Annotated in this window: 8 protein-coding genes; all 8 read right to left on the reverse strand. The window is 56.9% G+C overall.

Annotation, left to right across the window (positions count from 1 at the left end):
- A partial coding sequence (locus GA0061070_RS17850) for a type VI secretion system Vgr family protein (RefSeq protein WP_090137364.1) occupies positions 1-2,186 on the reverse strand: 2,186 nt, incomplete at its 3' end.
- Positions 2,183-4,837: a type VI secretion system ATPase TssH gene (tssH, locus tag GA0061070_RS17855; protein WP_090137365.1), complete on the reverse strand. Its 2,655-nt coding sequence runs from the start codon at positions 4,835-4,837 to the stop codon at positions 2,183-2,185. The genes tssH and GA0061070_RS17850, both read right to left, overlap by 4 nt.
- 298 nt (positions 4,838-5,135) lie before the next feature.
- On the reverse strand, positions 5,136-5,627 hold the full coding sequence (hcp, locus tag GA0061070_RS17860; protein ID WP_090137366.1) for a type VI secretion system effector Hcp: 492 nt from the start codon (positions 5,625-5,627) through the stop codon (positions 5,136-5,138).
- A 5-nt stretch (positions 5,628-5,632) separates the two neighbouring features.
- Positions 5,633-7,345: an OmpA family protein gene (locus tag GA0061070_RS17865; RefSeq protein ID WP_090137367.1), complete on the reverse strand. Its 1,713-nt coding sequence runs from the start codon at positions 7,343-7,345 to the stop codon at positions 5,633-5,635.
- Positions 7,342-8,028, reverse strand: coding sequence for a type VI secretion system protein TssL, short form (gene tssL, locus GA0061070_RS17870; RefSeq protein WP_090137368.1), 687 nt, complete (start codon positions 8,026-8,028; stop codon positions 7,342-7,344). Before tssL ends, GA0061070_RS17865 begins: the two co-directional genes overlap by 4 nt.
- A complete protein-coding gene (tssK, locus tag GA0061070_RS17875) occupies positions 8,025-9,365 on the reverse strand; it encodes a type VI secretion system baseplate subunit TssK (protein ID WP_090137369.1) in 1,341 nt (446 codons plus the stop codon). Before tssK ends, tssL begins: the two co-directional genes overlap by 4 nt.
- Before the next feature lie 17 nt (positions 9,366-9,382).
- Positions 9,383-10,930: a type VI secretion system contractile sheath large subunit gene (gene tssC / locus GA0061070_RS17880; RefSeq protein WP_090137370.1), complete on the reverse strand. Its 1,548-nt coding sequence runs from the start codon at positions 10,928-10,930 to the stop codon at positions 9,383-9,385.
- A 32-nt stretch (positions 10,931-10,962) separates the two neighbouring features.
- Positions 10,963-11,460 carry a type VI secretion system contractile sheath small subunit gene (gene tssB / locus GA0061070_RS17885; RefSeq protein WP_090137371.1) on the reverse strand — a complete coding sequence of 166 codons (498 nt, stop codon included), beginning with the start codon at positions 11,458-11,460 and terminating at the stop codon, positions 10,963-10,965.
- Positions 11,461-12,136: the final 676 nt, after the last annotated feature.

A 12,136-nucleotide genomic window follows, 5' to 3' on the forward strand; every position in this document is an offset into this window, starting at 1 on the left:
CCCCCGCTCGTCAGGATGATTTCCTGCTTCGCGCTGATAACCAGTCTGCCTTCGCTACTGCTGATGCGGATATCTTTCAGCGCATCCAGCGTCATCTCGTCGCCCTGCGCCTGTATCTCCACCTTTCCTTTGCTCGCAAAAATTTTGATACCCAGCTTCTGGGCAAACAGGCTTATCCTCTCCCCGGCTGCCACGGTGAATTTTTTTAGTGCACTGAAATCAGTGTGTTTGCCGCTGGTGCTGATCACATTCTCCCCCGCTGACAGCTGCACACTTTTGGGCGTGCTGTGGGTAATTCCCGCCGGAGCGGAGAGTAACAGCGCGGACTGCTTCAAATCTGTCAGAGTCTGCTCCAGCAGCGTCTTCTGGGTCTGGATATCGGCCAGTTCGGCTCTGGCTGTTTCCACTGCACTGCTCAGAGCTTCGGCCTGGCTCAGCGCCTGCTGCAGCTGGCTCAGAGCTGCCCCCATCTCCAGCACCTGCCCCTGCGCCCTGGCCTGCCCATCAGCGCTGATAAACAACCCTTTCTGCGCCCGGATGGCACCCCAGCTGTCGGTTCTGAGCTCAAAACCCTCACCGCGCTTCTGCTTTTCGCTGTCGACCAGGTGCCCGAGATTCAGCTGGCTCTTGCCGCCGTATTCGGTGGAGACCTTGATATGCTCTTTTCCGCGCTCATCATCGAGGCGGATTTTGTTGTTCGCAGGCGTCCGCAGCACGTTACGTTTGTAGTTGCGGATGGTGACGTGGTCGCCGTGGGTCGAGTCGTGCAGCACGCCGGCGATGTACGGCCTGTCCGGGTTACCGTCTTCAAAGCCAATCGCCACTTCGGTGCCCGCCAGCAGCGGCAGGTGCAAACCGTAGGTGTCACCGGCATAGGGACGGGACTGGCGCACCCACAGGCTCTCAAACCCGGTCTCCCGTCTGTCCCGGTCAAGCAGCATATTGACGCGATAGCGGCCGTCTTTGTCGATATGCCCGTAGGTGTCATTTTCGGTGGTACTGGTGACGCGGGCCGGCAGTGTGCCGGCCATCACCGGACGGTCGCCGGGAGCCGGGCGGAAGCAAAAATCCGTGCTGTCCGGGATACCATCAAACCTGATGCCGAAGTCCTCATCACGCCGCGCATGGCTGTGCATCGCCGTGATGACCACGCCATGAGCAAACACGTCTGCCACTTCGTACCCGCCGGTGACTTTCAGTACCTGACCCGGAGAGAGGGTCGGGCAGCTGGTGATGGCACGGGTCTGCGTCTGCCCATTCAGGTAGCGCTCATGGCGAATGCGGGCGTAAAACGCGCCAGACTCCGGGGCCGGATTGCGGTCATGGGGATTGCCCGCCATCAGGTAGTTATCTCCCCAGTGGTAAGCCTCCCCACAGGTGGTGGCATCCCCGCGGGTCGCATCGACCTGGGTGTTCATGTCATCCGTGGCCTGGCGGTAGTTGTAATCACGGGTACTGACCTGCTTCTGCACCACGTTATGATGGCTCTCCATGCCCCAGACTGAGTCCACACCTTCAGAATGCTGTCCTGATGGCGGAACCGATGGCAGCGTCAGGCCTTTTTCATACCCTTGCTGGCTGTCATAAAATTCCACCACGTCGATATTGAGGCGCGTGTCGGTGGTAAAGCGGAACCAGATACCCACCTCACCCAGCAGTCGGGTGATAAAGTGCAGGTCATTCTCACCGTACTGCATCACCTGCTCACGGCGCGGGTACTCTTTTGAGAGTGAGAACAGAAAATCCTGACCGCGCATGTTGTGACGCTCGCGCAGAATTTTTTCCACGATTTGCGGGACGGACATGTCCAGATAAATGGCGTTCTGGTGCGAGCGGTCAAGCAGCGCCAGGCGTGGCCGGAGCGTCAGGGCGTACCGGGTTTCATCTTTGGAGGTACTGAGGCGTTCAAAACCGCTCACCACTCCCTGAAGGGTACGCACGACCTGCTGCACTCTGATGCCGTAGCCCTGGTCAACCGGGGCCTGCAGCGTCAGGGAGGCGGCTTTCATCAGCATCATCTCTTTGCTGATGGCGTGGTCGCCACTGGTGAACTCAATACGGTAGCTGAACGGCGTGCTCAGGGCTTCATCGCCTTCAAAAGCCAGCACGTCGAGCTCTGCGTCACAGCCCTTTACCGCCAGCAGGTGATGATTGTGGCTGAATCTTAGCGGGAGATTGTTGCTCATGCGTTCACTCCTTGTATACGGTCAAACTCCAGCCCGATGCCCTCTTCCTCACTCCATCCCAGCGTCAGTGACGTCTGCTTCTGCTTCGCCGCCATATGGATCAGCAACTGCTGACTCAGCACCGGCAGGATTTGCTGGTTGAGCAGGCTGTCGACGTTGCGCGCGCCGGTGTCCGGCAGCAGGCAGTCGGCAGTGAGTGCGTCATACAGGCTCTCATCAATCTGCGTGGTCAGGCCGTAGTGGCGATGTAAGCGCTTGCTGACCTGTGCCAGTTTCATTTCCACGATGGTACGCATGGCTGCTTCTGCCAGCGGGCGGTAAATCACGGTCTGGAAACGGGCCAGCAACGCCGGCTGGAAGTGGTCGCGCAATATCGGGCGCAGCAGTTCGTGCAGGTCGCCTTCGGTGGATTCTGGTTGTTCATCGAGCAACTGCATCAGGTGATCGCTGCCGAGGTTGGAGGTCATCAGGATAACCGTGTTGCGGAAGTCGATTTCACGCCCTTCGCCGTCGCGCATAAAGCCGCGATCAAACACCTGGTAGAACAGGTTCATCACGTCGCGGTGCGCCTTTTCCACTTCATCAAGCAGTACCACGCTGTACGGGCGCTTACGTACCGCTTCGGTCAGAATGCCGCCCTGGCCGTAACCCACGTAGCCCGGAGGCGAACCTTTCAGCTGCGAAACGGTGTGCGGCTCCTGGTATTCCGACAGATTGATGGTGATCAGCGATTTTTCGCCACCGTACATCACGTCCGCCAGCGCCAGTGCGGTTTCGGTTTTACCGGTGCCGCTCGGGCCAACCAGCAGGAACACGCCCTGCGGGCCGTTCTCGGACGTCAGCCCGGTTTTCGCCGCACGCAGGCGCCGGGCGATGGCCTCAAGAGCCACATCCTGGCCGACCACGCGTTTACCGATTTCATGTTCAAGCGTCAGCAGTTCTGTCTGCTCGTCTTTCATCAGGGAAGAGAGTGGTACACCGGTCCAGTCGGCAATCACGTTGGCGACGGTGCGTACATCGACATCAACCGACAGCAGCGGGTTGCTGTGCTGCAGGCCATTCAGTTCCTGTTGCAGCGCGTGGGTCTCACCCTGGCGCGAGATATCCTGACGGCTTTCCAGCAGTTGTTCCGTGAGTGTGCGTTCCTGACCATACCGGGCTTCCAGCTCGTCCAGCTCAACGATGAGGTCGCTCTCTTCCTGTTCAATGGCCGTCAGCCGTTCGCCGTGGGAGTGACTGCCAACGGCGATGTCCTCCAGCAGCGCCTGCTCCTCCATTTCAAGCGAAGTGAGTTGCGCACGGATGCGGGTCAGCGGCTCCGGCACCGTATCCAGGCTCATACGCACACGGGCGCTCGCGGTATCGAGTAAATCCACCGCCTTGTCCGGCAACTGCCGGCCAGTCAAGTAGCGACGGGACAGGATGACGGCCGCACGGACAGCATCGTCAGTGATGTGCACGTTATGGTGTTCGGCATAGCGGGATTTGAGACCGCGCAGCATCAGGCACGCCGTGTCATCATCCGGCTCGTCCACCTTCACCATCTGGAAACGGCGCTCCAGCGCGGCATCACGCTCAAAATATTGTTTGTATTCAGACCAGGTGGTGGCGGCGATGGTGCGCAGTTCGCCACGCGCCAGCGCCGGTTTCAGCAGATTGGCCGCATCCGCGCCGCCCGCCTGATTTCCGGCACCAATAATGGTGTGGGCTTCATCGATAAACAGCAGAATCGGGGTGGGTGACTGCTGCACCGCATCGATGACGTTTTTCAGCCGCTGTTCAAATTCACCTTTCACGCCCGCACCGGCCTGCAACAGGCCGAGGTCAAGGGTACGCAGAATGACCGGTTTGAGGGGTTCCGGTACGTTGCCTCCGGCAATGCGCAGCGCCAGGCCTTCGACCAGCGCGGTTTTACCGACGCCCGGTTCGCCGACGAGGATGGGGTTGTTCTTGCGGCGACGGGAGAGGATATCCACCATCTGGCGGATTTCGGTATCACGGCCGAAGACCGGATCGATTTTGCCCTCTTTCGCTTTGGCGGTGACATCGAGAGTAAATTTGTCGAGTGCGTTCTGCAGCGCCGGGCTCAGTTCGCCCTCTTTCAGCTCTGCTCCGGCAGGATGACCGACAAACTCCACCTCACCACCGTGGCTCTGCGCCAGCTCTGCTTCCTGCTGCACGTCCGGACGTTCGTCCGACTGTGTGTCGAGCAGAGGACGCAGGCGCTCCATCTGGCTCTGACCGAGCGTCAGCAGTGGCCACAGGCCATCGCAGCGCACCAGATTCTGTTTTTCCACCAGTGCCATTAACAGGTGCAGGCTTCGGATGTGCTCTTCACCGTTAAGCGAGGCAATCAGCCAGGCTTCCTGCATCAGCGTCTGAACAGTGTCAGAAAGCTGCGGACGATGGCGTACCGAACGCGGCTGTTTATCCAGCCAGGCAAGCAAGTCCTGCCAGATGGCGTCCATGTCCCACTCGTAGCGGCGTGCCAGCACTGTCAGGTCACCTTCGCCCTGCTCCAGCAGTTTCAGCAGCCAGTGCTCCGGCAAAATTTCTGCATGGGCGCGGGTCTGGCAGAGCGAGGCCGCGCCTTCCATCGCACGGGCACAGTAAGGGTTCAGACGTCGCAGCAGGATGGCTGGATTTTCCATAAATCTCTCTCTTTGTCGGTTCCGGGCACGCTACCGCCCCTCGCTGTTTTCCGTGAAGGGGACCAAAGCGCATACGGTCAGGCTGGCAGTTTGTGGGGTTCTTTGCTGAACACCCGTCACGCAGATATTCAGCAAAGAAAAGGCGGGCAGAATAAGCTGCCCGTCCGGGGTGTTACGCTAAATAGTTCGCGCTGTAGCAAGGCGGCAAGCGCGTGCAGCCCCGGGAGCTTACATAAGTAAGTGACCGGGGTGCATAAGCGCAGCCAACACCGCTACAGCGCGAAATATGACGCGCAACTTACGCGGTAGCGCGTTCATTCCACGAATCGGAATGAATGATGTTGCCGTCTTTGTAGGTCCAGGTGATTTTTTCGTAACGCAGTTCGATCTGCTCGAGGTGGTTATGCTTCTCGTAGGAAGGATCCTTGATGTCGTGCATCACCGGATTCACCTTCACCACCTTCACGTTCTCAAGCTTCGTGTTGAAATACTCCACTTCCTGGCCCGCGTCGTTGATTTTGTACCACCTGAATTCCGCAGACTTCAGGGTCTGACCGGTGGTCACCGCCTTGTAGAGGTACGGGCTGGACGAGTCGATTTCCTTGGTGAACAGGAACGGGGTGTGGATACGGGTACCGGTCAGCTTGCCGGTGTTGTTGTCGGTCGGGATGTACAGGTTATGCTCCTGCGCCACCACTTCGATGCTGCCTTCACGATCCTGAACGTCCACAGAACCTTTGATGTCCGCGCCGCCATCGTCTTTCAGCCAAAGATAAACAGGAATTGCCATGTTAATTACTCCATTACATTTTTATTCGCGCCATCATCCTGCGATGACGCTGTGGGTTTGCCCGGTATCTGGCAGGCGTTCGCCTGCGGTACCAGACTGATTTCGACACGGCGGTTAAGCGCACGGCCTTCCGGCGTGTCGTTGGTTGCGACAGGACGGCTTTCGCCATAGCCCTGCACCGCAAAACAGCTTTCCGGTACATCACCGGTGTCACGCATCCAGTCGCGTACCGCTTCGGCACGCCTGAGGGATAACGTCTGATTCAACGCCGGATTGCCGGTATTATCGGTATGGCCGCTGACCACAATCAGCCAGCCTGGTCTGGCCTTAATGCCGACCAGCGAGTTCACCAGCAGTTTGGTGGAGCCGGCTTTCAGCGCCGATTTGCCCGAATCGAACAGCGACATACTGTCGAGACGGACAATTTTCGGAGCCGATTTGGGTTTCATCTGTGGTTCTGGTGCCGTGGGTGGTGGCACATACGAGCGGATCGCATCCAGAACCATAAGGCGCAGACGCTCGCCCTGATACAGACCCAGGCTTAACCGGGCCGGTACGCCATTGCGCGCCTGGTCATCCAGTAATTCCGCATCGTTGCGCAGAGCGCCGACGGCGTCGGCTTTCGGTCCAAAATCATGCATCGGGATACGGTCATAGCGGGCGATATCGAAGCTCACGCGTTGCAGTAACTGACGATTGTTCCAGCCACTACTGAGCAACGCAGCGATGGCCGCCAGCGTGAAAAGCCCGAGCGCACAACGGAAGGCTCGCTCACGCGGCGTCAGACCTCGCCCTTCCGGCAGCAGCGGCAGGATAAAATCCGGGAACGGGGAAATCACCGTACTGTCCGTTCCCACCGGCTGCCAGCCAGCCACCTGCTGCATCGCGGTGTGACGGGAAAGCCACGCCGTCCAGACCGATGTGGCCAGACTTCCGGCAAGGATCGGCCCCATACCCCACAGCACCGCGACAGGTGCAATGACCGGAACATCGGGATTCTCATCCATAAAGACGGACTGAACGTGCTGATGAAACCAGCTCATCAGGCTGTTCATCAGCACCTGTTGCTGCATCGCAGGCGTTCCGCCGGTGGTGACCCGTGCAGCGACTGAGCCCGGAGCAGAAGACTCACGCCAGACCCTCACCCCTTCCCCCGGAATAGCCGCCTGCCAGAGCATGTCATTCGTCATCACACTGCCGATCTGGCCATTCAGAACCAGCGGCACAGAATGACCTGTTTCTTTACGCAACTGGCTGATTTGCCAGCGCAGAGCCAGCAGACGACTGGTAAGGCGCTCGCTGTCGGCGTGTTTCTGCGGACAAACGCTGACCATCACCGACAGCTGACGCCCCCAGTCAGGGCGCAACCCCAGTATCTGGCGGGCTGCCTGCTCCAGATCCTGATGATCCTCCACACGGATCCAGCATCCCTGCGTGACAGTGAGCACCGGTGACTGCTGCATACATGCCAGCGGCAGATCGCCACAGACCAGCACCACGGGCTGACGGTAAGTGGCTTCCGGGAGGTCATCCAGACACAGGGTGACGTCATGCCCCGTACGACGACTGGCGACAGTCCGGAACGCCAGAATAAGCCCCAGCACCGTCAGCAAAACGAGCACAGAAACCAGGCGGGTGACCGGCAGGAAACCCAGGCAGACCACGGCACTCAGCAGGGCGGCCCACAGCGCAAGCCCGCGCTGTTGTGCAGGACTCATTTCACGGCTCCTGGTAACAGGGTCAGTAGCGTCTGATCCAGCCAGTGATCCAGCCCCCACCAGAGTGCAGCCACCACCACCACGCTCAGGCCAATACGCACAGGCCATGATGCCTGCCAGCCGCCTCCCCGCCCGCCACGACTTTCCGTCAGTACCGGATGGGTTTGTGAATAGCTGAACGGCGCGACATGTTCACTGAGTGCATTAACAAGTTTCTGGCGCTCCGGGTCGTTTAGTGAGCGGAAACTGCCGAGGAATCCCAGCATCATGACCCGCTGGAAGCAGGTCACGACGGCGCGGTCTGGAGCCGGTTCACGCAGCACATCGCGCATCCGATCGCACAGCGTATCGCCGGCATCCATGGTGCCAAGGAAATGCCCCTGCAGGGGAATGTCATACCACTGCACACAGGCGTCATCCTCCACACCGCGACCTTTGACCGCCTCATCGAGCAGTGCACACTGTGCGGTGAGAATAAGCTGACAACTGGCGTCATCGAGTTCGCTCGCTTTCAGCTCACGCTGCACACGCCCGACATCAGCGATGCAGCGCTCCCACAGCGTGCGTCCTTCTCCGTCCTGGAATGTCGGGCCGTGACGCAGGCTGATTACCTGCAGCCAGGTATCCTGCAGAAGGGCATCAATATCAATGGACGCGGCAGCGCCGCGTTTACGCTCACTCATGTTCTCAGTACCGCGAAAAGTTCAAGTTCAGGCTCGCCGAGCATGCCCGGAACGTAAAACATACAGGTGCCGCTCTGGAGCATTTCGGTAGCCAGAGGATGAGAGACATTAAGGCTGAAATACTGGTTTTCCAGACGCAGTGGAATAGCTGCCGGTACATGACGCAGCGGCGTCAGAGGGACGCCCACCCGCGATGAATTAACGATACTCCTGACATGATCAGGGCTGCCGACCTTGCACTGGCGCGGGAACTGCTCCTGCAGCTGTGCCACCGGCATCGGTGAGCGCACAGAGAGGTAGTAATCAGCCCCTTCGCGCAGACGCGGATCGTGCAGCCGTGCCTGCCAGAAATGAAGTCGGGTATCATGCTCAAGTTCAATAGCCACCACCCGCGACGGCAGGCTGGCTTCCAGCAGGTCGCCCAGTAAATCAAACAGCGACGGGAAGACGTTATTCAGTTGCTCATGCTGCCAGACCGGAATAGCACTCACCTGATGTTCCAGCGAGAAAGTCAGCAGGCTGCCCGCCAGACGTGCCAGCTCCGGATACAGACGCTCAGGCGGGTTTTGCGGGTGTCGCTGAAACTGACCGAGCACCGGTTCTGCGCTGTTAAGGGCATTGAGCAGCCAGAACAGGGATACGTCGGCCACGGCAAAATCAGCCATACGCTCGTTACTTTCCCGGCGCATTGCCATCAGACGACTCAGACGGGCGCGCAGTTGCGTCATCAGTTGTTCCAGCTGGGTCACCAGCCAGCGGCTGCCCTGAATGGACAAGAGCGGGGGGAGAAACGTCTCATCAAGTTGCCACGACCCCTGCGAATCCTGCTGTAGTCGGGCGACCGGGCAGGTCAGGTAATCGCTGTTGTTCTGATGGGCAAACCGCAGCGTAAGCTCTGGCTGCATCACTGCAATCTGGCGGGTATCTTCCCCAAAGGCATTACGGACATCCCGCCAGCGTTGACGATAGCGCACCGGGCGTTCAGCCACTTCATCGGGTTTAAGGCAGTTGCCGCCATTCGCCCGCAGCAGCGGAAGGGCCAGAACCACCACTACGTCCTGTGACTCGCCTTCAAGCGCCAGTACCGGCGGCAGGTCGTCAGCATTATCCGTGTCGATAAGCGTACCGTCCGGGAACCGAAGGTGCAGATGTCGGGCCTGCAGGCGGCCCAGCTTCAGTGTTTCCGGTTCGAAAGCGACATTTATCACACCCCAGGGCTGTGATAACCCCATCCGGGCGATACCTTCCGCAGACCAGGCCGCATACGCGGCCTGTTGCTGGAAATGCTGGGGAGAGACCATAACGCCCCTGCCCCATAACGGTTGTTCCGTTTTCATTGGCTTCCTGCCCTGGGTTATGATTTGGCCTTCGGCATCTGGGAAACCAGCGACAGGTTGACGTCCATGCCTTCGACCTGGAAGTGCGGAATGGCGTACAGCTTCACGCGGAAGAAGCCCGGGTTATCTTCGATATCTTCCACCACCACTTTCGCATCGCGCAGCGGGTGAGAGGCCTGCAGCTCATCGCCCGGATCGGTCATTTCCGTTACCAGACTGCGCACCCAGGTGTTCAGCTCCAGCTCCAGCAGACGGCGGTCCTTGGTGGTACCGATGTTTTCACGCTGAATCAGCTTCAGGTAGTGAGCAATACGCGACAGCAGGAAGATATACGGCAGACGGGCGTTAATGCGGCTGTTGGCCGTCGCATCGGCGGTGTCATACAGTGCTGGCTTCTGGGTGGAGTTAGCGCTGAAGAAGCAGGAATAATCTCTGTTTTTATAGTAGGACAGCGGAATGAAGCCCAAATTGGCGAACTCAAATTCTCGGGTTTCCGGGATCATCACTTCTGACGGGATCTTCACCTGATTGCCGGTGCCCAGATCGTACAGATGAATAGGCAGATCCTGCACGGCACCACCAGCCTGCGGGCCACGAATTTGTACACACCAGCCGTTGTTAATGAAGCTGCGTACCATGTTGGCCGCAAAGGCAAAGGAGGCGTTGGTCCACAGGTATTTGTCGTGATCCGGGCCTTTCACCTCTTCCACGTAGTTGAAGCTACGAACCGGCACGGTATCCGGGCCATACGGCAGACGCCCCAGCACGCGCGGCATCACCAGACCGATATAGCGGGAATCGTCTGTTTCACGGAAGGATTTCCACTTGATGTATTCGGCACGGTCAAAGTAGTTACCGATATCCTTGATGGCCGCCACTTCCTCCATTGACTCCTTGAGGAAGAATGTCGGGCCTGCGGAGCCGATAAACGGCATATGCGCTGCGGCGGAGACTTTTGATATATTACGCAGCAGCGCGACATCCTGCGCGGACGCATCAAATTCGTAAGCGGAAATCAGCGCAGCGATCGGCTCTCCACCCGGTGTGTCATACTCATCGATATATGTATGTTTATACAGTCCGCTCTGGATGATTTCCGGGCTGTCTTCGAAGTCCTGACGCAGGTCTTCTTTGGACATGTCCAGCAGTTCAACTTTCACATTCTGGCGGAAATCGGTTTTATCAACCAGCGATTTGACGCCGCGCCACAGGCTCTCCACCGCCTGGAATTCTTCGCTATGCATTACCGCATCCAGCTGACGGCTAATCTGGTAGTCCAGCTCTGCGATATGGTGGTCAATAAGGTGCTTGTCCAGTTTCTCAACTTTCGAGCCCGATTTTGTCAGACACTCCAGAAACACCTGCATCCCCGCCGTTAAACGTTCATCAGCGGTAGCGTCAGACATTGCCTGCACATCCTGCCAGATATCCAGCGCACTCAATTCAGAAACGGGTTTCAGATTGATTTTTTCAAACAGGGACGCATACACCCCACCCGCTACAGGATGTTCCAGTACCACGCTTTCACCAGCCGCAGTGTTTTCATTTTGTACAGACATGAGCATTCCTTGATTAATCCGTTATAACATCGTGAGGGTTAAGGGTTTTTAGGTGCCAGCGCTGAGAGTTCAGCCCTGAGTTCTGCGCTTAATGCCGGGTCGAGCAGAATTTTTTCCAGCTCTTTCCGGAAAGCCTGGTTATCCAGCAGGTTCGCCTTTAAATCACGAAGCAAATTGCGCATGGAAAGCATGGCCTTCAGTTGTGGTATTTGTCTGGAGACCTGTTCCGGGGAGAAATCTTTCATATTCTGGAATGTCAGGCTGATATTGTCTTCACTGCCGTCATCAGCAAGGGTATTTTTAACGGTGAGGTTTATTTTTGGGGAATATTCAGAAAGCACTGCGTCAAAATTATTTTTATTCACATTCACTTTTTCGCGCTCTGATAATGGCGCGGCGTCCTGTCCATTACTGAAATCACCGGCAACCAGTAATTTCAGCGGTAATTCCGTTTTTTTACTCGCCCCACCCGTATGCAGATCAAGCTTTAGATTAATACGTGCCTTTGGTACTTCATTCTGGAAGCTGTCAGCCATCTAATCGTCCCTCTGTTTATCGCTGTATGTATCTATAATCCATGGTGAACCGCTGGCCATTATAGAATAATGATCGACATAAGATCTAATTTTCAGATCTTTAATCTGAATTAGTAAAATCCTTAAGCATATTCACCTGATTGTTAACAGTGTTTTACACTGCATCATTCCTCACATAGCATCAAATACGACCATTTATATCGGAGAGGTTAAAATATATGGAATATTGTTAACGAATCGTCACTAAATTGATTTAAATCAATGACTGTGCCTTATTGACAAACTCAACATCATGAGGATGTTGATGCAGATGCGTATTACGGCCAAAACAGGCTCATCGGGAAACAATAACTCAGCCTGATGGGATGGCTAATCTGTTAACTCGTCTTTCTTGTCTCAGACACAGTGTTAATATCGGTTTGAGCACACGGAGATCACTATGAACCCTTCGGGAAAAGTCATGGCACTGAGACTGGATATGGAATCACGATGGGTACTGGTTGACGCGGTATTACCTGCAGACATAGCTATTCCTGTTCTGTGGCGTTATGGAAACAGTCAATACCAGTGAGAAATAAATAAGAAAAAATTACCCTGCCAGAACAACTTTCCGGTTCGAGTCCTCCGACATAAATAAAAATCCCGGAACTAAAAGCGGGCGTATTCCATCCACCAG

The organism is Kosakonia oryziphila, from assembly GCF_900094795.1.
Taxonomy (GTDB): Bacteria; Pseudomonadota; Gammaproteobacteria; order Enterobacterales; family Enterobacteriaceae; genus Kosakonia; species Kosakonia oryziphila.